Genomic DNA, 21,445 nt, shown 5'->3' with positions numbered 1-21,445 from the left:
TTCAAAAAAAACTCTTGATGAAATAAAAAAAATCATCAACCTGGCCTAAAATTTGATTTTATTTAATTTTGGGATTTATTTTTTTTACAAACTGAAATATAATGCTTCAGATTTTGCATAAGGTGATATTTTATAATGTTGGTATTTAAATTTTCATAAATTGAGGTAATTTTGAATATTGGTAAATCCAATGCCATGATAATGAGTAATAAATTCTTTTAAACTTGATTGTATTTTACTGATATTACTTAAATTTTTATAATTTAATTCTTTATTTTCTTTTGATTTAAATTTCTTGAGAGTACATTTTGTTTGTTTAGCTACTGTATCATATAGTATTTGCATATCACAAACTATAATTGATTTTTCTTCGATAAGCTTAGATGTTAAATTTTCTTGTACTCATTTTTTTGTTCATCTTTTAGTATTTGTTGTTTGAACATAAATATTTTTATTTTCATCAATTGCCATTTCAATACAACAGTTTAAATCTTTAGCATTTTCTTCAATTCATTTTTTTCTTGGATCATCTGGATTTTTGAAATTTCATTTATGAATTTCTTTGATAAAGGTTTCATCAATTTCAATTCTACCTTTTAATTTTGTGAATGGTTTTTGTTTTTTTGCTAATTGTGATGATTTCATAAATTTTTGACGATTAAATCATGCTGATGTTTTTGAAATTTTAGCAAATTGAGAAATAGTATAAGCAGATTGACCTAACAATGACAATCAAATTATTCAATCTCATTGTTCATGAGATAAATGACTTCAATGTAAAAAATGATTTCTTAAAGCATCAAAGCTACTTTTACAATCTTTGCATAAATATTTTTGCTTATTATTCTTAAAACCATTTTTTACACATCAATAAGATTTACAATTTGGACATTGAATTCCTTTTTCTTTAATTTTTTTATCAATTGCATCTAATTTTTCTTTTTTCTCAATTTGTTTAATTCTATTTTTAAAATGTCTAATAATTTTTATACATTCTTCATCTTTTTTGTTTTTTAAAACATCAATTAATTCGTTATTAGTCACAAAAAATCACCCCTGATATAAAAATATTACTTTTAATTTAAAATTAAAAGTAATATCAAGATTTTTTGTGAAAATTAAAAGAAATTAATAGTATTAATCATTTGTTAATTACTAAAAAGTATGCTCTTGATATAATTGCTAACTTTTTAAAGGAAAATAAAATAAAAAGTATTTCAACAAAAACTTTATATAACATGTTTAAAACAAATCGAATGGGTTTTTATGAAAATAACTTATTGAGAAAAGGCAAAAATAAATCTCACAAACAAAAAGAAACTAGGGGCAAAATTAATAATTGTAAGTCTATTCATGAAAGAAATTTAATCATTACTAATATTAAAAATATACAAGAATTTGGTCATTTAGAAGGTGATACTATCATTGGCAAAGATCATAAAAGTTCTATTATTACTTTGGCTGATATATGATCAAAAACCACAATTCCTTTAGTAACTAAAAATCATAAATCAGAAAATATTATTTTAATTTTCAAAAAAACTCTTGATGAAATAAAAAAAATCATCAACCTGGCCTAAAATTTGATTTTATTTAATTTTGGGATTTATTTTTTTTACAAACCGAAATATAATGCTTCAGATTTTGCATAAGGGTATATTTTATAATGTCGGTATTTAAATTTTCATAAATTGAGGTAATTTTGAATATTGGTAAATCCAATGCCATGATAATGAGTAATAAATTCTTTTAAACTTGATTGTATTTTACTGATATTACTTAAATTTTTATAATTTAATTCTTTATTTTCTTTTGATTTAAATTTCTTGAGAGTACATTTTGTTTGTTTAGCTACTGTATCATATAGTATTTGCATATCACAAACTATAATTGATTTTTCTTCGATAAGCTTAGATGTTAAATTTTCTTGTACTCATTTTTTTGTTAATCTTTTAGTATTTGTTGTTTGAGCATAAATATTTTTATTTTCATCAATTGCCATTTCAATACAACAATTTAAATCTTTAGCATTTTCTTCAATTCATTTTTTTCTTGGATCATCTGGATTTTTGAAATTTCCTTTATGAATTTCTTTGATAAAAGTTTCATCAATTTCAATTCTACCTTTTAATTTTGTGAATGGTTTTTGTGTTTTTGCTAATTGTGATGATTTCATAAATTTTTGACGATTAAATCATGCTGATGTTTTTGAAATTTTAGCAAATTGAGAAATAGTATAAGCAGATTGACCCAACAATGACAATCAAATTATTCAATCTCATTGTTCATGAGATAAATGACTTCAATGTAAAAAATGATTTCTTAAAGCATCAAAGCTACTTTTACAATCTTTGCATAAATATTTTTGCTTATTATTCTTAAAACCATTTTTTACACATCAATAAGATTTACAATTTGGACATTGAATTCCTTTTTCTTTAAATTTTTTATCAATTGCATCTAATTTTTCTTTTTTCTCAATTTGTTTAATTCTATTTTTAAAATGTCTAATAATTTTTATAAATTCTTCATCTTTTTTGTTTTTTAAAACATCAATTAATTCATTATTAGTCACAAAAAATCACCCCTGATATAAAAATATTACTTTTAATTTTAAATTAAAAGCAATATCAAGATTTTTTGTGAAAATTAAAAAAATATTACGAAAAGTATAATAAAATTTATTTCAAAGTTACAAAAAGGAACAGTTAAAACCATTACTTTTGATCGTGGTAAAGAATTTAGTAAATGAAGATTAATCGAAAAAATTTGTAATGTCAAAATTTATTTTGCAGATCCTGGTAAACCTTGCCAAAGGGGTTTAAATGAAAACAATAATGGTATTTTAAGAAGATATTTACCAAAATCTACAGATCTATCTTCATATAAACAAAAAAATTTAAATTTTATAGCATTTCAAATTAATTCTACACCCAGAAAATCGCTCTCTTATAAAAGACCAATAGATTTAATAAAATTATTTTAAAAAACTGTCCCATTTATATTTACAACTCAGGAAAGTTTATTTTGTAAAAACAAATAAATAAATAACAGACTTCTCCCCACATGTACTTGTGGAGGAAACAATGAAATTGAATGAGTTCAACAATAGACTTGGTGCAAAACTAAGGTAATTCAAAATTATATATTCCTGCTATTAAATTAAATCTTAATGCAAATCTTCGTATTTTATTGCGATATTTTAAACTTAAAATTTTAAAACGTTTTAGTTTAGCAAATACGTGTTCAATTTTAATTCTAATTTTACTTAAAGTTTTATTGCATTCTTTTTGAATTGGTGTTAATTGATTGTATTTACTTTTTTTAAATGGCAAAAATGTATTTTTATGAATATTTTGTATACATTGATAACCCGAATCAACAAAAACTTGTTTTTCTGGATGAATAAAAGTTTTAGATTTTAGAAGCAATTTAAAATCATGAATGCTTCCAAAACAAAAAGCAGTTGAAATAATTTTTCCATTGGAAATATCAATAATTATTTGGGATTTGAGAGAATGATGTTTCTTTTTACCTGAAAAAAGTAATTTTAGTTTTTTTTAATTAGACTTGGTGCAAAACTAAGGTAATTCAAAATTATATATTCCTGCTATTAAATTAAATCTTAATGCAAATCTTCGTATTTTATTGCGATATTTTAAACTTAAAATTTTAAAACGTTTTAGTTTAGCAAATACGTGTTCAATTTTAATTCTAATTTTACTTAAAGTTTTATTGTATTCTTTTTGAATTGGTGTTAATTGATTGTATTTACTTTTTTTAAATGGCAAAAATGTATTTTTATGAATATTTTGTATACATTGATAACCTGAATCAACAAAAACTTGTTTTTCTGGATGAATAAAAGTTTTAGATTTTAGAAGCAATTTAAAATCATGAATGCTTCCAAAACAAAAAGCAGTTGAAATAATTTTTCCATTGGAAATATCAATAATTATTTGGGATTTGAGAGAATGATGTTTCTTTTTACCTGAAAAAAGTAATTTTAGTTTTTTTTAATTCTTTCAATTGGAGTTTCGGTAGCATCAATAGCTAACAAATTATTATTAGTACCTTTATTTTTTGTTAAATCTTTTTTTCCAGGTAAATTAAAAATTCCGCTTTTTATTAAAATATTTTCAATTCAAAAAATATTACGAATGCAACTAGTATGACTAATATTATATCTTTTTGCAATAACTCTATAACTACTATAGTCTTTTCAATATTCTAAAGTCATTAATAAACGCTCTTCAATTACAATTTTATTTTTTCTACCACCATAATATTTTTGTTTAGACTCAGCAATTTTTAAAATTTCAAGCATTTTATAAAATGTTTGTGGCTTTATGCCGACTAAACTATAAAATTCTTGATCATCTTTATATTTTTTCAACATAATAACTATCACCTTTAATATTAATAATAATCGTTAAATTGTTAAAATTAAAGGTTTTGCACCAAGTCTTATGACTAATATTATATCTTTTTGCAATAACTCTATAACTACTATAGTCTTTTCAATATTCTAAAGTCATTAATAAACGCTCTTCAATTACAATTTTATTTTTTCTACCACCATAATATTTTTGTTTAGACTCAGCAATTTTTAAAATTTCAAGCATTTTATAAAATGTTTTTGGCTTTATGCCGACTAAACTATAAAATTATTGATCATCTTTATATTTTTTCAACATAATAACTATCACCTTGAATATTAATAATAATCGTTAAATTGTTAAAATTAAAGGTTTTGCACCAAGTCTATTCTTTCAATTGGAGTTTCAGTAGCATCAATAGCTAACAAATTATTATTAGTACCTTTATTTTTTGTTAAATCTTTTTTTCCAGGTAAATTAAAAATTCCGCTTTTTATTAAAATATTTTCAATTCAAAAAATATTACGAATGCAACTAGTATGACTAATATTATATCTTTTTGCAATAACTCTATAACTACTATAGTCTTTTCAATATTCTAAAGTCATTAATAAACGCTCTTCAATTACAATTTTATTTTTTCTACCACCATAATATTTTTGTTTAGACTCAGCAATTTTTAAAATTTCAAGCATTTTATAAAATGTTTGTGGCTTTATGCCGACTAAACTATAAAATTCTTGATCATCTTTATATTTTTTCAACATAATAACTATCACCTTTAATATTAATAATAATCGTTAAATTGTTAAAATTAAAGGTTTTGCACCAAGTCTAATATATTTCAAACAGAAAAAGATTGTTTGAAATATATAGCAAGTTTGAAGGAAAACAAATGTATGAGGTGTTCTTGAACAAATTTGAATACTTCTGATTTAAGAAGAATAAGATGTTTGAAATGTCATCAAACATTTAGTATTCTTCATGACACCATTTTTTACAAGTCACAAACACCTTTGACATCTTGGTTTTATCTCATCTTTAGATGAATAAACACCAAACATGGAATTCCATCAACTGATGTTGCAAAAGAATTGGGAGTAACTTTGAAAACTGCTTGAAGAATGGGTCATAAAATCCGAAGTGCAATTGCAAAACAAGAACCTCAATTCATTGTTGAGGGCATAGTGCAAATGGATGAAATGTATCTTTCACATATGGGTTTTAAAAAACAAGGAAGATCCTTAAAAAATAAAACTTTGATTGTTGGGATTTATGAAAAAACAACCAATAATTTAATTGTGAAAGTGTTTAAAAATGCAAATCAAAAAAATCTTTTGCAATTTGCAAGAAACCACATTTCTTCAAAGTGTGATGTACATACTGATTCTTGAAAAGGATATCGTCATTTTAAATCAGTTTTCACTAAGCATGAAACAGTTAACCATCAAGATGGCTATGTTTCAAAAACTGGTGTAAACATAAACCAGATTGAATCGGCATGAAAGCACATCAGACGAACATTTAAAACACATATCAAAGTTGAAAAACATCATGTTCATTTATACGCAAAAGAATCGGCATATAAATTCAACAATATACCTAGTTTTGAAACTGTAATGTTATGTTTGATTTAAAAATGTGGGGAGAAGTCCGTAGATAGGCTTTTCTCAGCATTTATGTGATAAAATTTAAAAATAGTACATAAAGGGAGAAAAGCCATAAATAAATCTGTTAGTTGTCGTAGTCGCAATGTCAGTTATCCTAATAAATGTCCCGGTTGTTCTTTAAAAAAAAGAAGGAGATGACAACATGGAACAATTAAAAATATAGAATTTAAAACAGAAACTTAGGAGGTTATTTAAATGTCAAAAACAGCGAAAAACCATAAAGTTAAAAGAACTAAAAAGACAAAAAATCCTAATGCACCTAAACCACCAATGAACGCTTATATGCTTTTTAGTAAAGAAAAAAGAGGAGAGATTATTCAACAAAATACTGAACTTAAATCAAAAGTTGCAGAAGTTGCCAAACTTATTGGTAATCATTGAAAAGAAATGACAAATGAAGAAAAAGATAAATATGTAAAAATGGCAGAAGAAAATAAAAAAATATATGAAAGTGAAAATCAAAAATAATGATTTAATTTATTTACAAATTGTAAATTTAAATGCAATGGTATATTAGAAAATTCATATATCGTTGTTTTATTTTAAAAAAATAAAAAGAAATGAGGCAATTTATGAATAGACTTGGTGCAAAACCTTTAATTTTAACAATTTAACGATTATTATTAATATTAAAGGTGATAGTTATTATGTTGAAAAAATATAAAGATGATCAAGAATTTTATAGTTTAGTCGGAATAAAGCCACAAACATTTTATAAAATGCTTGAAATTTTAAAAATTGCTGAGTCTAAACAAAAATATTATGGTGGTAGAAAAAATAAAATTGTAATTGAAGAGCGTTTATTAATGACTTTAGAATATTGAAAAGACTATAGTAGTTATAGAGTTATTGCAAAAAGATATAATATTAGTCATACTAGTTGCATTCGTAATATTTTTTGAATTGAAAATATTTTAATAAAAAGCGGAATTTTTAATTTACCCGGAAAAAAAGATTTAACAAAAAATAAAGGTACTAATAATAATTTGTTAGCTATTGATGCTACTGAAACTCCAATTGAAAGAATTAAAAAAAACTAAAATTACTTTTTTCAGGTAAAAAGAAACATCATTCTCTCAAATCTCAAATAATTATTGATATTTCCAATGGAAAAATCATTTCAACTGCTTTTTGTTTTGGAAGCATTCATGATTTTAAATTGCTTCAAAAATCTAAAACTTTTATTCATCCAGAAAAACAAGTTTTTGTTGATTCAGGTTATCAAGGTATACAAAATATTCATAAAAATACATTTTTGCCATTTAAAAAAAGTAAATACAATCAATTAACACCAATTCAAAAAGAATACAATAAAACTTTAAGTAAAATTAGAATTAAAATTGAACACGTATTTGCTAAACTAAAACGTTTTAAAATTTTAAGTTTAAAATATCGCAATAAAATACGAAGATTTGCATTAAGATTTAATTTAATAGCAGGAATATATAATTTTGAATTACCTTAGTTTTGCACCAAGTCTATTCTTTTATTGCTATTATTGATTCAATACTCAGATACTTATACATTGCGCTAATTCCTTTCTTTTCTTAATTATAGAACTAACACAATTTAATTTTTATATAAGTGTCCTTTTTAATTTTACAATTAAAGATGTTTAAAACAAATCGAATGGGTTTTGATGAAAATAACTTATTGAGAAAAGGCAAAAATAAATCTCACAAACAAAAAGAAACTGGGGGCAAAATTAATAATTGTAAGTCTATTCATGAAAGAAATTTAATCATTCCTAATATTAAAAATATACAAGAATTTGGTCATTTAGAAGGTGATACTATCATTGGCAAAGATCATAAAAGTTCTATTATTACTTTGGCTGATATATGATCAAAAACCACAATTCCTTTAGTAACTAAAAATTATAAATCAGAAAATATTACGAAAAGTATAATAAAATTTATTTCAAAGTTACAAAAAGGAACGGTTCAAACCATTACTTTTGATCGTGGTAAAGAATTTAGTAAATGAAGATTAATCAAAAAAATTTGTAATGTCAAAATTTATTTTTCAGATCCTGGTAAACCTTGCCAAAGGGGTTTAAATGAAAATAATAATGGTATTTTAAGAAGATATTTACCAAAATCTACAGATCTATCTTCATATAAACAAAAAGATTTAAATTTTATAGCATTTCAAATTAATTCTACGCCCAGAAAATCGCTCTCTTATAAAAGACCAATAGATTTAATACAATTATTTTAAAAAACTGTCCCATTTATATTTACAACTCAGGTTCGTTATTGTTGGAATCTTTAAATCATAATTCAATGTTTTTATTACTAGTGTAATTTGATATTAAAGCTCTGCTTAAATTTGCTTGTGGATCAATATCAAATACGAGTATTTTCTTATTTAATTGAGATAAAATATTAATAAGATTTAAAGTTAATGTGGTTTTGCCAACTCCACCTTTAGAATTTGCAAAAGTTATTATTTTCATAACGATACCTCCCTCAAATTATTATTTATTAATATTTAATTAAATCACTATTAATAAATAAAATTAAATATTTATGATAATTAACAATTAACAATACATTTTAAAATTCTATAAACTTTAAAGTGATTTTTAGAACTTGTATCAAAAATAATGTAAAATTATATTAATTAAAATAGGAGGTTTATATATGACTGACAATAAAATTAAAAGACCAATGAATGCTTATATGCTTTTTAGTAAGGAAAAAAGAGCAGAGATTATCCAACAAAAACCTGAACTTAAATCTAAAGTTGCAGAAGTTGCCAAATTGATTGGTAATCATTGAAAAGAAATGACAAACCAAGAAAAAGCTAAATATCAAAATTTAGCATTAGAACATAAAAAAAGATATGAAAGTGAAATTCAAAAATAAATATTTAATTATTTAAAAATCGTAATTTTAAAAACAACGATATATGAATTGTCTCATATATCGTTGTTTTATTTTAAAGGAAAACAAAAAGAAAGGTGAATACTATGAATGTAGAAATAATTGGTTGATTAGCAGTTGCTTTAAATAGTTTTATATTTTTACCTCAAATTATAAAAATTATTAAAACAAAAAGAGTACGTGATTTATCTTTTTTTATGTTATGAATTCAATTATTATCTTGTTTTTTATGAATAGCTTATGGAATATTTATAAAAAATTGAGAAGTTGTAAGTTTAGATTCAATAATCTTAATCTCTACAATTATTATTTTAGGATTTAAATTTAATAATCACTATAAAGGGTCATAATAAAAAATCATTTAATGTTCATTAAAATCTTGCATAATTTTTTTTACTTCTTCATCACTTAAAATGGATTTTTCAATTATTTTACTTTTTTGTTTTTCAAAATTTTTTACCACTAGCTTTGATTTATTTGCATACTCTTTATATTCTTTTTTAGTTGGTACTTTTTCAAGTTCAGGATTTTGAGAATTATATTTTCCTAAATCCAAATGCGTATTTAAAATAATTTTGCTATATTTTCGTCCAACTTTTATCAATTCATAAGTAAAAATAATATCAGTATTTTCTAAGTCTTTTTTCACTGGTTCTAAAATTCTTGTTTTTAACATATTTATCTGTTTAAAATAACTACTTTTTAAACTTAAATTTAAAATTTTTGACAATTTTTCAAAATCTCATTCATGAACATAAATTGGTGTTTTTTTGTTTTAGCATTCATATATAAATAACTACGTAAATATTCATATAAACGCATTGAATATTTAGTAGTAATTTCTTTTGTATAAGGCAAAAAAAATATTTATATAATAGACTTGGTGCAAAACCTTTAATTTTAACAATTTAACGATTATTATTAATATTAAAGGTGATAGTTATTATGTTGAAAAAATATAAAGATGATCAAGAATTTTATAGTTTAGTCGGCATAAAGCCACAAACATTTTATAAAATGCTTGAAATTTTAAAAATTGCTGAGTCTAAACAAAAATATTATGGTGGTAGAAAAAATAAAATTGTAATTGAAGAGCGTTTATTAATGACTTTAGAATATTGAAAAGACTATAGTAGTTATAGAGTTATTGCAAAAAGATATAATATTAGTCATACTAGTTGCATTCGTAATATTTTTTGAATTGAAAATATTTTAACAAAAAGCGGAATTTTTAATTTACCTTGAAAAAAAGATTTAACAAAAAATAAAGGTACTAATAATAATTTGTTAGCTATTGATGCTACTGAAACTCCAATTGAAAGAATTAAAAAAAACTAAAATTAATTTTTTCAGGTAAAAAGAAACATCATTCTCTCAAATCCCAAATTATTATTGATATTTCCAATGTAAAAATTATTTCAACTGCTTTTTGTTTTGGAAGCATTCATGATTTTAAATTGCTTCTAAAATCTAAAACTTTTATTCATCCAGAAAAACAAGTTTTTGTTGATTCAGGTTATCAAGGTATACAAAATATTCATAAAAATACATTTTTGCCATTTAAAAAAAGTAAATACAATCAATTAACACCAATTCAAAAAGAATACAATAAAACTTTAAGTAAAATTAGAATTAAAATTGAACACGTATTTGCTAAACTAAAACGTTTTAAAATTTTAAGTTTAAAATATCGCAATAAAATACGAAGATTTGCATTAAGATTTAATTTAATAGCAGGAATATATAATTTTGAATTACCTTAGTTTTGCACCAAGTCTAATATATTATAGTTATAAATTTGAAACAATATCAAATTTTAAGAACTCTGATTTAACTACTATTGATATTAATAGTGAAACTTTTACACCATCAAAAGAAGAAACTACAAGTATAAATATTGATTTAAAAGATTTAAAAATAAACAAAGGAAATTTTCCGGATAGTGAATTTTTTAGTAGATTTGGAACAATTGCTCCTAAAGAAGTTACTGATTATTTTGCAAATGCTTATTATAAAAGTATTAATAATTATAATGTTTTTAGTTCATATTCATTATGTAATTATGGATTTGATTTAAAAATTAAGAAGTCTTATGATTCTTATGAACAAAAAATAAATAATGACTATCCTATAGCATTTAGTATAGTTAATAACTCTGAAAAATTATATTGAATTATTTATTTAGAGGGCAATTTAGGTAAAATAAAATATACCAATTCTGCACAAAGAGAGCCAGATAAAAGTTGAGCATATAGATATATATCAAATATTAAATCTAATATTAATAAAATAGTTTTAAATGCAAGATAATTTGGTAAAATTAAAATAGGAAATTATCCCCACATGTACTAGTGTGGAGGAAAAAATGAATTGAAATGAATTCAATAGCATATTTCAAACCGAAAACTATTGTTTGAAATATATAGCGAAGTTGAAAATAATGAAATGCATCAGGTGTGCTTCTTCTAGTTTGAATACTTCTGATTTGAGAAGAATACGATGTTTGAACTGTAACCAAACATTTAGTATTCTTTATGGAACCATTTTTTATAAGTCACAGACCCAAATGACATCTTGGTTTTATCTCATCTTTAGATGAATAAACACAAAGCATGGCATACCAGCAACCGATGTTGCAAGGGAATTGGGTGTGACCTATAAAACAGCTTGAAGAATGTGTCATGAAATCAGGACTAGAATTGGAAATCAAGATGCAGGTTTCATTGTTGATGGCACAGCACAGATGGATGAAATGTATCTTTCACATTTAGGTTTTAAAAAACAAGGAAGATCCTGGTTGAATAAAACTTTGATTGTTGGAGTTTATGAGAAAACCAGCAACAAACCAATTGTGAAGGTGCTGAAAAATGCAGATGAAAAAAACCTTTTAAGATTTGCATTGAAACACATTGTTACTGAGTGCTGTCTATTTACGGATTCTTGGAAGGGATATGTAAGTTTCCAAAACTTCTATCCCAAACATGAAATCGTAAATCATGAAGTTGGGTATGTGTCACCAACAGGTGTAAACACAAACCAGATTGAATCAGCATGAAAGCACATACGACGAACTTTCCGAACACACATAAGAGTTTCAAAGCACAATATTCATTTATATGCAAAAGAATCGGCATATAAATTCAATAACATACCTAGTTTTGAAACTGTAATTTTGTGTTTGATTTAAATACATGCGGGGATAATTTCCTAGGTAGGCTTTTATCTCCATTTATGTGATAAAATTTAAAAATAGTACATAAAGGGATAAAAGCCTTAAAAGATAATTAAGTTCTGGGAAGTGAATAAACATGTATTTTTTAAATCGTAATGAATTTTGACCGTGATGAGGTGATTTTATAAATTCTCCTTACACAATTTCAATTGCCATGTCTTTGACATTTTTATTTCTAATGTTTGTATCATATAAGTTATTCATTCGTTTTTGTGATAATAAAAATTTAAAAAACTATATATATATATATATATATATATATACCACCTTAAGTTTTCTATTTATAAGTCCATTACTTTTTTTATTTTTTAATAGTAGTATGAATTTAAAAAATGTTTATTATATATTTATTATTTTTGCATGTATTGAGTTATTATATTTTTATTTTATTCCAATAATTTTAAAGTGAATTCGAAAATTTCCAAAATTAAAATCTATTTTTAAATTTAAAAGCAAATCTAACCAAAATAATATTTCCCCAGAATCTTAAATATTAATGTATAATATAAAAATACTTACCTAAGGGGTTAGAAAAGGTAAGTTATATATATCAATTTATTTCATTTATATTTAAACTTAGGTTGTCACCTAATTAAAAAGTTACCAATAAGGTAACTTTTTTGTTATTGATATTTTTAAATTTTAATTATAAACTTGTTATATTATTTGTAACAAATTTTTTTTTATTATCAATTGTTAAATGTTGTTCATGATTAATTGATTTTGAAAAATCATCAGTTCATTTAGTTACATTTTTTTCTTCTAAATTATTTATATCAAATATTTCTCTTTTTGTTCTTATATTTTCATCATCATTATATAATCTAATACCTTTACCTATATACATTATCATTAATCCACCTGTTCTACTTGCATGACAAGTTGCTCATTGATGAAATAAAAATTGAAAATAAAAATTATAATTTTCTTCAAATCAATTTAAACCAAAATATTGAATTCCTTCAATAGAGGCACTATTTCAATAAGTTAAAGGTAAACGTTGAACTAAATATCTAGCACTTGTAGTAATTAAATGACTATTAGGTTCTCTTATATTCAAATTAGAAACTACATCTTTAAATAAGTTTTTATTATTTAATGCAGATAGTACTGTTGTTTTATATTCATTATTGCAATTAGAAACTCATATATTATTTCCATCTCAAGCTTTTTTTTCTTTTCCTGAAATACAAGCATAATAGTCTGCTTCATATACTCCATAATAATATCCTCCTCAAGTAATTTTTGTTTGATAAATATAATCATCAAACAAAAGTTCAATTTTATTATAATTTGAAGGATTTATTTTATCTAAATTAAATGTTTTATGAATATCTGAAAACACTCCAGCAAATCAACAATTTGATAATATCATTTGTATAATCGTTTTTATAATAGACTTGGTGCAAAACTAAGGTAATTCAAAATTATATATTCCTGCTATTAAAGTAAATCTTAATGCAAATCTTCGTATTTTATTGCGATATTTTAAACTTAAAATTTTAAAACGTTTTAGTTTAGCAAATACGTTTTCAATTTTAATTCTAATTTTACTTAAAGTTTTATTGTATTCTTTTTGAATTGGTGTTAATTGATTGTATTTACTTTTTTTAAATGGCAAAAATGTATTTTTATGAATATTTTGTATACCTTGATAACCTTAATAAACAAAAACTTGTTTTTCTGGATGAATAAAAGTTTTAGATTTTAGAAGCAATTTAAAATCGTGAATGCTTCCAAAACAAAAAGCAGTTGAAATAATTTTTCCATTGGAAATATCAATAATTATTTGGGATTTGAGAGAATGATGTTTCTTTTTACCTGAAAAAAGTAATTTTAGTTTTTTTTAATTCTTTCAATTGGAGTTTCGGTAGCATCAATAGCTAACAAATTATTATTAGTACCTTTATTTTTTGTTAAATCTTTTTTTCCAGGTAAATTAAAAATTCCGCTTTTTATTAAAATATTTTCAATTCAAAAAATATTATGAATGCAACTAGTATGACTAATATTATATTTTTTTGCAATAACTATATAACTACTATAGTCTTTTCAATATTCTAAAGTCATTAATAAACGCTCTTCAATTACAATTTTATTTTTTCTACCACCATAATATTTTTGTTTAGACTCAGCAATTTTTAAAATTTCAAGCATTTTATAAAGTGTTTGTGGCTTTATGCCGACTAAACTATAAAATTCTTGATCATCTTTATATTTTTTCAACATAATAACTATCACCTTTAATATTAATAATAATCGTTAAATTGTTAAAATTAAAGGTTTTGCACCAAGTCTAATCTCTTTTTAAATCAATACAATGTTTTTTAAAAATATTTGTATTAGGTTCTACATATATTATGCCATTATGATAGCCACCAGAATTAAACAAATTAATTAAATCATATTTATTATTTGCTTCATCTAAAAACTCAAATTTTAAACTTGTTAATTCATCTATTTCTTTTTTTAAAACAGTAGTTTCTTTTTCTTTATAAATTAGACTTGGTGCAAAACTAAGGTAATTCAAAATTATATATTCCTGCTATTAAATTAAATCTTAATGCAAATCTTCGTATTTTATTGCGATATTTTAAACTTAAAATTTTAAAACGTTTTAGTTTAGCAAATACGTGTTCAATTTTAATTCTAATTTTACTTAAAGTTTTATTGTATTCTTTTTGAATTGGTGTTAATTGATTGTATTTACTTTTTTTAAATGGCAAAAATGTATTTTTATGAATATTTTGTATACCTTGATAACCTGAATCAACAAAAACTTGTTTTTCTGGATGAATAAAAGTTTTAGATTTTAGAAGCAATTTAAAATCATGAATGCTTCCAAAACAAAAAGCAGTTGAAATAATTTTTCCATTGGAAATATCAATAATTATGAGGCTTTTATGTAATCTGTGTATCTTTGTTTTACAAGGTACTAGTTTAGATTAATTCTGTCTTCAAATTTTATCATAAAATGAGCAATTGCTGTATTTCAATTTTGAATAGGCATTGTTCATTTTTTTGTTATATTTTCAATTGCTAAGTAAAATATTTTGAAAACTGCCATATCGTTAGGAAAAACTTTTTTATTTCTAATAACTTTTCGTAATTGACTATTAACAGATTCAATAGCATTTGTAGTATAAATTACTCTTTTAATTTCTGGTGGATAACTAATAAAAACCATTAAATTATCTCAATTTTTATATCAAGATTTAGTAATTTGAGGATATTGTTTATTTCATTTATTTTCAAACGATTCTAAAGCTTGCATTGCTTGTTCTTCACTACATGCACTATAAATTGGTTTTAAATCTGTAACTAGAGATTTTCGATGTTTGTATGAAACATATTTTAAATTATTTCTAATTTGATGAACTATGCATAATTGATGTTCGGTTTTAGGATAAACTGATTGTATTGCTTCTGACATGCCTGTTAAATTATCACTACAAGCATTAAGAATATCATTTAAGCCTCGATTTTTCATTTCTGTAAAATTAGATAATCAAAATTTAGAACCTTCATTTTCACTAATTCATAAACCTAAAACATCTTTTTTACCTTCTAAATCAACTCCTAGTGCTATATAAACTGATTTGTTAATAATCCGTTTATCTTGTAGTACTTTAACTACTATACAATCAAAATAAACAATCGGATAAATAATTTCTAATGGCCGATTTTGCCATGCTTTGACATCATCAATAACATCATCAGTAATTTGACTAATAACACTTTCACTAATATCTTTTAATTTTCACAAAAAATCTTGATATTACTTTTAATTTAAAATTAAAAGTAATATTTTTATATCGGGGGTGATTTTTTGTGACTAATAATGAATTAATTGATGTTTTAAAAAACAAAAAAGATGAAGAATTTATAAAAATTATTAGACATTTTAAAAATAGAATTAAACAAATTGAGAAAAAAGAAAAATTAGATGCAATTGATAAAAAATTTAAAGAAAAAGGAATTCAATGTCCAAATTGTAAATCTTATTGATGTGTAAAAAATGGTTTTAAGAATAATAAGCAAAAATATTTATGCAAAGATTGTAAAAGTAGCTTTGATGCTTTAAGAAATCATTTTTTACATTAGACTTGGTGCAAAACCTTTAATTTTAACAATTTAACGATTATTATTAATATTAAAGGTGATAGTTATTATGTTGAAAAAATATAAAGATGATCAAGAATTTTATAGTTTAGTCGGCATAAAGCCACAAACATTTTATAAAATGCTTGAAATTTTAAAAATTGCTGAGTCTAAACAAAAATATTATGGTGGTAGAAAAAATAAAATTTTAATTGAAGAGCGTTTATTAATGACTTTAGAATATTGAAAAGACTATAGTAGTTATAGAGTTATTGCAAAAAGATATAATATTAGTCATACTAGTTGCATTCGTAATATTTTTTGAATTGAAAATATTTTAATAAAAAGCGGAATTTTTAATTTACCTTGAAAAAAAGATTTAACAAAAAATAAAGGTACTAATAATAATTTGTTAGCTATTGATGCCACTGAAACTCCAATTGAAAGAATTAAAAAAACTAAAATTACTTTTTTCAGGTAAAAAGAAACATCATTCTCTCAAATCCCAAATAATTATTGATATTTCCAATGGAAAAATTATTTCAACTGCTTTTTGTTTTGGAAGTATTCATGATTTTAAATTGCTTCTAAAATCTAAAACTTTTATTCATCCAGAAAAACAAGTTTTTGTTGATTCAGGTTATCAAGGTATACAAAATATTCATAAAAATACATTTTTGCCATTTAAAAAAAGTAAATACAATAAATTAACACCAATTCAAAAAGAATACAATAAAACTTTAAGTAAAATTAGAATTAAAATTGAACACGTATTTGCTAAACTAAAACTTTTTAAAATTTTAAGTTTAAAATATCGCAATAAAATACGAAGATTTGCATTAAGATTTAATTTAATAGCAGGAATATATAATTTTGAATTACCTTAGTTTTGCACCAAGTCTAATGAAAAAAGTAATATAAAAAAATAAAATTATTTTATAATTTAAAAAATAATTTTAACTATAATAATATAACATAATTATGAAATTATTAATTTACATTTCTAAATGGTTTTATTTTTTATAAATAAAATTTATATTTTAGATGTCTTTGTCATTCTTAATTGCTTTAATATCTTTTTTTAACTGTTCTTTTAAAAATTTAATATCATTCTCACTATTTTTTACTTTTTTTAATGCTTCAATTTTAACTTTAGTATCTTTTTTTAATGCTTGAATCTTATCATTTTTTTCAGATCTAATTAACAATTTGGCTCCAACTTTCTTTGTTAAAATGTGTAAACCCCTAAAAGGGTATTTTTTTAATAAAAGTTTTTCATCTTCAATTAATTCTTGATTGCGAGAAGCAATAACAGTAGCTTGTAAACCACCAGAAATATTAACTGCAGTTCTGCCCATATCAAATAAACCATCTAAGGCACCAATAATACCATAAACAGCAGCATAATAGCTACCAAAACCAAGACCACCTAAAACACCAGCTGTTACAACAGCAGCAGTTCCTGGTACTCCCGCAATTCCTAATTAAGCAACTAGTGTTACAATTAAGCCATTAATAAATAAAATAGCGATTGTTCAGTTGGGAAAATTACCAGGAAGGATAACACCAAATCATAAGAAAGATAAAATAATTCCAGCTTGCACTCCAGCACAGCCACTTAAACCTATTGTTGTTGAAAGCGGCATTACTGTATCACTACCTTCTTCTTTCACTTTTAAATCTTCTTTTAAAGTATTCATAGCGATTGGTAAAGCGGCATTAGAAGACTGCGTTGTAAAACCAGCAATAATTGGTTTCTGTGCTTTTACTAATCAACGATAAGGATTAATACCAAATAAATATAACGATAATAAATGTCATAAGAAAGTAATAAGTAGTGCTAAATAAGCAACTCCAATAATAATGCCAATATTAGCAAGTGCACCAATTGGTTGATTAATAATTGCTGTTGCTAGCATACTCATAACAGCAAATGGCATAATTTTAATAAACATCATTAATATTGAAATAATAATTTTTCACATTGTTTCTAAAGTGTTTCTTGCTTTGTCCATTCGTTCTTCATTATGCTTAGTTAGTTTTTTAATTGCAAATCCAATTAAAGCACCAAGGACAATGATTGGAATAATTAATGTTTGAGTAAAAATACCAATTAAGCTGCTGGGAACGTAACTAATGATAATTTTGGGAATTGTTTTGGCAGTAGTTTTATCGTAACTACCACCATCAGTTAAATTAAAACCTTGGCCAATTTTAAAAGCAATTCCTAGTCCAAAGGCAATAGTAAAAGCAATAGCCACATTTATTAATAAAATAGTAATACCAACTCCTGAAACTTTAGTTATTGTTTTTGAGTTACTATTTTTTTTACTAGTAATTCTAGCGATAGCTAAAAATACTAATGGAATAGTTAACATAGTAATACCAATAATAAAAATAGTTTTTAATAATTCAATTCAGTGTACAATTTCTGCAACTCAGGGTATATAGTCAGGATTAGGTTTTATTGGTGTTCCAGGTAAGTTAGGATAAGTAATGTTATGACTATTAAAACCAGTAATAGCTTGGATAGTAATACCAAAAATTATTCCTAATCCCATTCCAGTAAAAATACGAATTGGAAATTTAGGTTTAGTTTTTTTAATAAAAATAGAAAGTGCTAGGATAATACTAAAAAAGACAATTATCCCGATTAGACTTTGTCAGTGTGAAATACCAACAAAGTCTCTTAATAAGTTAATATTGTCACTACTAAGAGTTGTCATAGTTGCTACCTCATTCTTTTTATTTTTTATAGGTTATGACGATGTTACTTTTCTGCTTGCTATATGAATAATATCACTAGTACGAGCAAAAGGAGGTGAATAAACTAAATCTAAATTTTGTAAATCACGGATGTCCATTTTATTTCAAACGGCAGTAGCAAGAGCATTAATTCTTAATGCGGCATGATTATAACCTGCCATTTGTGCTGCCAGTAATTGGAAATTTGTTTTATCATAAAATATTTTTAAGTATAAAGGACGAGATTGTTTTTTTTAATTTTCAAAAAAAATCTTGATGAAATAAAAAAAATCATCAACCTGGCCTAAAATTTGATTTTATTTAATTTTGGGATTTATTTTTTTTACAAACTGAAATATAATGCTTCAGATTTTGCATAAGGTGATATTTTATAATGTTGGTATTTAAATTTTCATAAATTGAGGTAATTTTGAATATTGGTAAATCCAATGCCATGATAATGAGTAATAAATTCTTTTAAACTTGATTGTATTTTACTGATATTACTTAAATTTTTATAATTTAATTCTTTATTTTCTTTTGATTTAAATTTCTTGAGAGTACATTTTGTTTGTTTAGCTACTGTATCATATAGTATTTGCATATCATAAACTATAATTGATTTTTCTTCGATAAGCTTAGATGTTAAATTTTCTTGTACTCATTTTTTTGTTAATCTTTTAGTATTTGTTGTTTGAGCATAAATATTTTTATTTTCATCAATTGCCATTTCAATACAACAGTTTAAATCTTTAGCATTTTCTTCAATTCATTTTTTTCTTGAATCATCTGGATTTTTGAAATTTCATTTATGAATTTCTTTGATAAAAGTTTCATCAATTTCAATTCTACCTTTTAATTTTGTGAATGGTTTTTGTGTTTTTGCTAATTGTGATGATTTGATAAATTTTTGACGATTAAATCATGCTGATGTTTTTGAAATTTTAGCAAATTGAGAAATAGTATAAGCAGATTGACCTAACAATGACAATCAAATTATTCAATCTCATTGTTCATGAGATAAATGACTTCAATAGACTTGGTGCAAAACTAAGGTAATTCAAAATTATATATTCCTGCTATTAAATTAAATCTTAATGCAAATCTTCGTATTTTATTGCGATATTTTAAACTTAAAATTTTAAAACGTTTTAGTTTAGCAAATACGTGTTCAATTTTAATTCTAATTTTACTTAAAGTTTTATTGTATTCTTTTTGAATCGGTGTTAATTGATTGTATTTACTTTTTTTAAATGGCAAAAATGTATTTTTATGAATATTTTGTATACCTTGATAACCTGAATCAACAAAAACTTGTTTTTCTGGATGAATAAAAGTTTTAGATTAGACTTGGTGCAAAACCTTTAATTTTAACAATTTAACGATTATTATTAATATTAAAGGTGATAGTTATTATGTTGAAAAAATATAAAGATGATCAAGAATTTTATAGTTTAGTCGGCATAAAGACACAAACATTTTATAAAATGCTTGAAATTTTAAAAATTGCTGAGTCTAAACAAAATATTATGGTGGTAGAAAAAATAAAATTGTAATTGAAGAGCGTTTATTAATGACTTTAGAATATTGAAAAGACTATAGTGGTTATAGAGTTATTGCAAAAAGATATAATATTAGTCATACTAGTTGCATTCGTAATATTTTTTGAATTGAAAATATTTTAATAAAAAGCGGAATTTTTAATTTACCTGGAAAAAAAGATTTAACAAAAAATAAAGGTACTAATAATAATTTGTTAGCTATTGATGCTACTGAAACTCCAATTGAAAGAATTAAAAAAAACTAAAATTACTTTTTTCAGGTAAAAAGAAACATCATTCTCTCAAATCCCAAATAATTATTGATATTTCCAATGGAAAAATTATTTCAACTGCTTTTTGTTTTGGAAGCATTCATGATTTTAAATTGCTTCTAAAATCTAAAACTTTTATTCATCCAGAAAAACAAGTTTTTGTTTATTAAGGTTATCAAGGTATACAAAATATTCATAAAAATACATTTTTGCCATTTAAAAAAAGTAAATACAATCAATTAACACCAATTCAAAAAGAATACAATAAAACTTTAAGTAAAATTAGAATTAAAATTGAACACGTATTTGCTAAACTAAAACGTTTTAAAATTTTAAGTTTAAAATATCGCAATAAAATACGAAGATTTGCATTAAGATTTAATTTAATAGCAGGAATATATAATTTTGAATTACCTTAGTTTTGCACCAAGTCTATTTTAGAAGCAATTTAAAATCATGAATGCTTCCAAAACAAAAAGCAGTTGAAATAATTTTTCCATTGGAAATATCAATAATTATTTGGGATTTGAGAGAATGATGTTTCTTTTTACCCTTTAATTGTAAAATTAAAAAGGACACTTATATAAAAATTAAATTGTGTTAGGTCTATAATTAAG

The 21,445-nt window shown here is 23.4% G+C and carries 34 protein-coding genes and 5 pseudogenes; 20 read left to right on the top strand and 19 right to left on the bottom strand.

Going from position 1 to position 21,445, the window contains the following annotated elements:
- Positions 1-84: 84 nt before the first annotated feature.
- Positions 85-1,044: an IS1/IS1595 family N-terminal zinc-binding domain-containing protein gene (locus AAHM78_RS02120; RefSeq protein ID WP_342254207.1), complete on the bottom strand. Its 960-nt coding sequence runs from the start codon at positions 1,042-1,044 to the stop codon at positions 85-87.
- A 74-nt stretch (positions 1,045-1,118) separates the two neighbouring features.
- Between AAHM78_RS02120 and AAHM78_RS02115 the strand changes: the two are divergent.
- A pseudogene (locus AAHM78_RS02115) lies at positions 1,119-1,523 on the top strand (IS30 family transposase); the annotation flags it as partial.
- 92 nt (positions 1,524-1,615) lie between these two features.
- Here AAHM78_RS02115 and AAHM78_RS02110 read toward each other — a convergent pair.
- On the bottom strand, positions 1,616-2,575 hold the full coding sequence (locus AAHM78_RS02110; RefSeq protein ID WP_342254205.1) for an IS1595 family transposase: 960 nt from the start codon (positions 2,573-2,575) through the stop codon (positions 1,616-1,618).
- A 78-nt stretch (positions 2,576-2,653) separates the two neighbouring features.
- On the opposite strand from AAHM78_RS02110, the pseudogene AAHM78_RS16615 reads away from it, so the two are divergent.
- A pseudogene (locus AAHM78_RS16615) lies at positions 2,654-2,986 on the top strand (IS30 family transposase); the annotation flags it as partial.
- Positions 2,987-3,125: 139 nt separating this feature from the next.
- On the opposite strand, the gene AAHM78_RS02105 reads toward AAHM78_RS16615, so the two are convergent.
- From AAHM78_RS02105 to AAHM78_RS02085, 5 genes are all read right to left on the bottom strand, one after another.
- Entirely contained in the window at positions 3,126-3,491 is a 366-nt protein-coding gene (locus AAHM78_RS02105; RefSeq protein WP_342254988.1) for a transposase family protein, read from the bottom strand.
- A gap of 90 nt (positions 3,492-3,581) precedes the next feature.
- Positions 3,582-3,947 carry a transposase family protein gene (locus tag AAHM78_RS02100; RefSeq protein ID WP_342254987.1) on the bottom strand — a complete coding sequence of 122 codons (366 nt, stop codon included), beginning with the start codon at positions 3,945-3,947 and terminating at the stop codon, positions 3,582-3,584.
- 59 nt (positions 3,948-4,006) lie between these two features.
- The gene (locus AAHM78_RS02095; protein WP_342252835.1) at positions 4,007-4,399 is read right to left on the bottom strand and encodes a transposase family protein; all 393 of its coding nucleotides are present in this window, start codon (positions 4,397-4,399) and stop codon (positions 4,007-4,009) included.
- Positions 4,383-4,625: a transposase family protein gene (locus AAHM78_RS02090; RefSeq protein ID WP_342254204.1), complete on the bottom strand. Its 243-nt coding sequence runs from the start codon at positions 4,623-4,625 to the stop codon at positions 4,383-4,385. The genes AAHM78_RS02095 and AAHM78_RS02090 overlap by 17 nt, the downstream gene beginning before the upstream one ends.
- A gap of 119 nt (positions 4,626-4,744) precedes the next feature.
- Positions 4,745-5,146 carry a transposase family protein gene (locus AAHM78_RS02085; protein ID WP_342254203.1) on the bottom strand — a complete coding sequence of 134 codons (402 nt, stop codon included), beginning with the start codon at positions 5,144-5,146 and terminating at the stop codon, positions 4,745-4,747.
- A 153-nt stretch (positions 5,147-5,299) separates the two neighbouring features.
- On the opposite strand from AAHM78_RS02085, the gene AAHM78_RS02080 reads away from it, so the two are divergent.
- The 5 genes and pseudogenes from AAHM78_RS02080 to AAHM78_RS02060 all read left to right on the top strand — a co-directional run.
- The gene (locus AAHM78_RS02080; RefSeq protein ID WP_342254202.1) at positions 5,300-6,016 is read left to right on the top strand and encodes an IS1595 family transposase; all 717 of its coding nucleotides are present in this window, start codon (positions 5,300-5,302) and stop codon (positions 6,014-6,016) included.
- Positions 6,017-6,244: 228 nt separating this feature from the next.
- Positions 6,245-6,517 (top strand): hypothetical protein, encoded by a 273-nt coding sequence (locus tag AAHM78_RS02075; protein ID WP_342254201.1) that lies wholly within the window; start codon positions 6,245-6,247, stop codon positions 6,515-6,517.
- 179 nt (positions 6,518-6,696) lie between these two features.
- A complete protein-coding gene (locus AAHM78_RS02070) occupies positions 6,697-7,089 on the top strand; it encodes a transposase family protein (protein ID WP_342252835.1) in 393 nt (130 codons plus the stop codon).
- Positions 7,090-7,139: 50 nt separating this feature from the next.
- On the top strand, positions 7,140-7,514 hold the full coding sequence (locus tag AAHM78_RS02065) for a transposase family protein (RefSeq protein WP_342254986.1): 375 nt from the start codon (positions 7,140-7,142) through the stop codon (positions 7,512-7,514).
- 146 nt (positions 7,515-7,660) lie between these two features.
- Positions 7,661-8,269 (top strand): annotated as a pseudogene (locus AAHM78_RS02060) (IS30 family transposase); the annotation flags it as partial.
- Between the two features lie 19 nt (positions 8,270-8,288).
- On the opposite strand, the gene AAHM78_RS02055 reads toward AAHM78_RS02060, so the two are convergent.
- A complete protein-coding gene (locus tag AAHM78_RS02055) occupies positions 8,289-8,507 on the bottom strand; it encodes a ParA family protein (protein ID WP_342254199.1) in 219 nt (72 codons plus the stop codon).
- 187 nt (positions 8,508-8,694) lie between these two features.
- Here AAHM78_RS02055 and AAHM78_RS02050 point away from each other — a divergent pair, with 187 nt between their 5' ends.
- Together AAHM78_RS02050 and AAHM78_RS02045 are read left to right on the top strand one after the other, a co-directional pair.
- Positions 8,695-8,919: an HMG-box domain-containing protein gene (locus tag AAHM78_RS02050; RefSeq protein ID WP_342254198.1), complete on the top strand. Its 225-nt coding sequence runs from the start codon at positions 8,695-8,697 to the stop codon at positions 8,917-8,919.
- A gap of 104 nt (positions 8,920-9,023) precedes the next feature.
- Positions 9,024-9,287, top strand: coding sequence for a SemiSWEET family sugar transporter (locus AAHM78_RS02045; RefSeq protein WP_342254197.1), 264 nt, complete (start codon positions 9,024-9,026; stop codon positions 9,285-9,287).
- Between the two features lie 11 nt (positions 9,288-9,298).
- Here AAHM78_RS02045 and AAHM78_RS02040 read toward each other — a convergent pair whose 3' ends face one another.
- A complete protein-coding gene (locus AAHM78_RS02040) occupies positions 9,299-9,667 on the bottom strand; it encodes a hypothetical protein (RefSeq protein ID WP_342254196.1) in 369 nt (122 codons plus the stop codon).
- Positions 9,668-9,882: 215 nt separating this feature from the next.
- Here AAHM78_RS02040 and AAHM78_RS02035 point away from each other — a divergent pair, with 215 nt between their 5' ends.
- The 4 genes from AAHM78_RS02035 (at position 9,883) to AAHM78_RS02020 (ending at position 12,124) form a co-directional block, all read left to right on the top strand.
- Positions 9,883-10,275, top strand: a complete 393-nt coding sequence (locus tag AAHM78_RS02035; RefSeq protein ID WP_342254195.1) for a transposase family protein — start codon at positions 9,883-9,885, stop codon at positions 10,273-10,275.
- Between the two features lie 50 nt (positions 10,276-10,325).
- Positions 10,326-10,700 (top strand): transposase family protein, encoded by a 375-nt coding sequence (locus tag AAHM78_RS02030; RefSeq protein ID WP_342254985.1) that lies wholly within the window; start codon positions 10,326-10,328, stop codon positions 10,698-10,700.
- Positions 10,687-11,247, top strand: a complete 561-nt coding sequence (locus AAHM78_RS02025) for a hypothetical protein (protein WP_342254194.1) — start codon at positions 10,687-10,689, stop codon at positions 11,245-11,247. The genes AAHM78_RS02030 and AAHM78_RS02025 overlap by 14 nt, the downstream gene beginning before the upstream one ends.
- Positions 11,248-11,407: 160 nt before the next feature.
- A complete protein-coding gene (locus AAHM78_RS02020) occupies positions 11,408-12,124 on the top strand; it encodes an IS1595 family transposase (RefSeq protein WP_342254193.1) in 717 nt (238 codons plus the stop codon).
- Between the two features lie 691 nt (positions 12,125-12,815).
- On the opposite strand, the gene AAHM78_RS02015 is transcribed toward AAHM78_RS02020, so the two are convergent.
- The 6 genes and pseudogenes from AAHM78_RS02015 to AAHM78_RS01990 all read right to left on the bottom strand — a co-directional run.
- Positions 12,816-13,544, bottom strand: coding sequence for a hypothetical protein (locus AAHM78_RS02015; RefSeq protein WP_342254192.1), 729 nt, complete (start codon positions 13,542-13,544; stop codon positions 12,816-12,818).
- Between the two features lie 36 nt (positions 13,545-13,580).
- On the bottom strand, positions 13,581-13,790 hold the full coding sequence (locus AAHM78_RS02010) for a transposase family protein (RefSeq protein WP_342254191.1): 210 nt from the start codon (positions 13,788-13,790) through the stop codon (positions 13,581-13,583).
- 215 nt (positions 13,791-14,005) lie between these two features.
- Entirely contained in the window at positions 14,006-14,398 is a 393-nt protein-coding gene (locus tag AAHM78_RS02005; protein WP_342254190.1) for a transposase family protein, read from the bottom strand.
- 67 nt (positions 14,399-14,465) lie between these two features.
- Positions 14,466-14,699: a hypothetical protein gene (locus tag AAHM78_RS02000; protein ID WP_342254189.1), complete on the bottom strand. Its 234-nt coding sequence runs from the start codon at positions 14,697-14,699 to the stop codon at positions 14,466-14,468.
- Complete coding sequence (locus tag AAHM78_RS01995) at positions 14,686-15,033, bottom strand: transposase family protein (RefSeq protein ID WP_342254984.1); 348 nt, start codon at positions 15,031-15,033, stop codon at positions 14,686-14,688. The genes AAHM78_RS02000 and AAHM78_RS01995 overlap by 14 nt, the downstream gene beginning before the upstream one ends.
- 71 nt (positions 15,034-15,104) lie before the next feature.
- A pseudogene (locus tag AAHM78_RS01990) lies at positions 15,105-15,920 on the bottom strand (IS256 family transposase); the annotation flags it as partial.
- Positions 15,921-16,000: 80 nt separating this feature from the next.
- On the opposite strand from AAHM78_RS01990, the gene AAHM78_RS01985 reads away from it, so the two are divergent.
- The 3 genes from AAHM78_RS01985 (at position 16,001) to AAHM78_RS01975 (ending at position 17,157) form a co-directional block, all read left to right on the top strand.
- Complete coding sequence (locus AAHM78_RS01985) at positions 16,001-16,273, top strand: IS1/IS1595 family N-terminal zinc-binding domain-containing protein (RefSeq protein WP_342252841.1); 273 nt, start codon at positions 16,001-16,003, stop codon at positions 16,271-16,273.
- Between the two features lie 67 nt (positions 16,274-16,340).
- Positions 16,341-16,751, top strand: a complete 411-nt coding sequence (locus AAHM78_RS01980; protein WP_342254187.1) for a transposase family protein — start codon at positions 16,341-16,343, stop codon at positions 16,749-16,751.
- The gene (locus tag AAHM78_RS01975; RefSeq protein WP_342254186.1) at positions 16,693-17,157 is read left to right on the top strand and encodes a transposase family protein; all 465 of its coding nucleotides are present in this window, start codon (positions 16,693-16,695) and stop codon (positions 17,155-17,157) included. The genes AAHM78_RS01980 and AAHM78_RS01975 overlap by 59 nt, the downstream gene beginning before the upstream one ends.
- A gap of 153 nt (positions 17,158-17,310) precedes the next feature.
- On the opposite strand, the pseudogene AAHM78_RS01970 reads toward AAHM78_RS01975, so the two are convergent.
- From AAHM78_RS01970 to AAHM78_RS01955, 4 genes and pseudogenes are all read right to left on the bottom strand, one after another.
- Positions 17,311-18,831, bottom strand: a pseudogene (locus AAHM78_RS01970) (dicarboxylate/amino acid:cation symporter).
- Between the two features lie 198 nt (positions 18,832-19,029).
- Complete coding sequence (locus AAHM78_RS01965; protein WP_342254185.1) at positions 19,030-19,197, bottom strand: hypothetical protein; 168 nt, start codon at positions 19,195-19,197, stop codon at positions 19,030-19,032.
- 161 nt (positions 19,198-19,358) lie between these two features.
- Entirely contained in the window at positions 19,359-20,063 is a 705-nt protein-coding gene (locus AAHM78_RS01960) for a transposase (protein ID WP_342254184.1), read from the bottom strand.
- Between the two features lie 2 nt (positions 20,064-20,065).
- Positions 20,066-20,347, bottom strand: coding sequence for a transposase family protein (locus tag AAHM78_RS01955; protein WP_342254983.1), 282 nt, complete (start codon positions 20,345-20,347; stop codon positions 20,066-20,068).
- Positions 20,348-20,430: 83 nt separating this feature from the next.
- On the opposite strand from AAHM78_RS01955, the gene AAHM78_RS01950 reads away from it, so the two are divergent.
- The 4 genes from AAHM78_RS01950 to AAHM78_RS01935 all read left to right on the top strand — a co-directional run bounded on the left by AAHM78_RS01950 (position 20,431) and on the right by AAHM78_RS01935 (position 21,432).
- Positions 20,431-20,571 carry a hypothetical protein gene (locus tag AAHM78_RS01950; protein ID WP_342252928.1) on the top strand — a complete coding sequence of 47 codons (141 nt, stop codon included), beginning with the start codon at positions 20,431-20,433 and terminating at the stop codon, positions 20,569-20,571.
- A 17-nt stretch (positions 20,572-20,588) separates the two neighbouring features.
- The gene (locus AAHM78_RS01945) at positions 20,589-20,822 is read left to right on the top strand and encodes a transposase family protein (RefSeq protein ID WP_342253991.1); all 234 of its coding nucleotides are present in this window, start codon (positions 20,589-20,591) and stop codon (positions 20,820-20,822) included.
- 215 nt (positions 20,823-21,037) lie between these two features.
- Positions 21,038-21,247 carry a transposase family protein gene (locus tag AAHM78_RS01940; RefSeq protein ID WP_342252825.1) on the top strand — a complete coding sequence of 70 codons (210 nt, stop codon included), beginning with the start codon at positions 21,038-21,040 and terminating at the stop codon, positions 21,245-21,247.
- Between the two features lie 41 nt (positions 21,248-21,288).
- The gene (locus AAHM78_RS01935; protein WP_342254183.1) at positions 21,289-21,432 is read left to right on the top strand and encodes a hypothetical protein; all 144 of its coding nucleotides are present in this window, start codon (positions 21,289-21,291) and stop codon (positions 21,430-21,432) included.
- Positions 21,433-21,445: the final 13 nt, after the last annotated feature.

The organism is Spiroplasma endosymbiont of Zeiraphera isertana (genome assembly GCF_964030805.1).
Classification (GTDB): Bacteria; Bacillota_I; Bacilli_A; order Mycoplasmatales; family VBWQ01; genus Spiroplasma_E.
The sequence above is the reverse complement of the archived record's forward strand: the minus strand, read 5'-3'. Positions and strand labels throughout refer to the sequence as shown.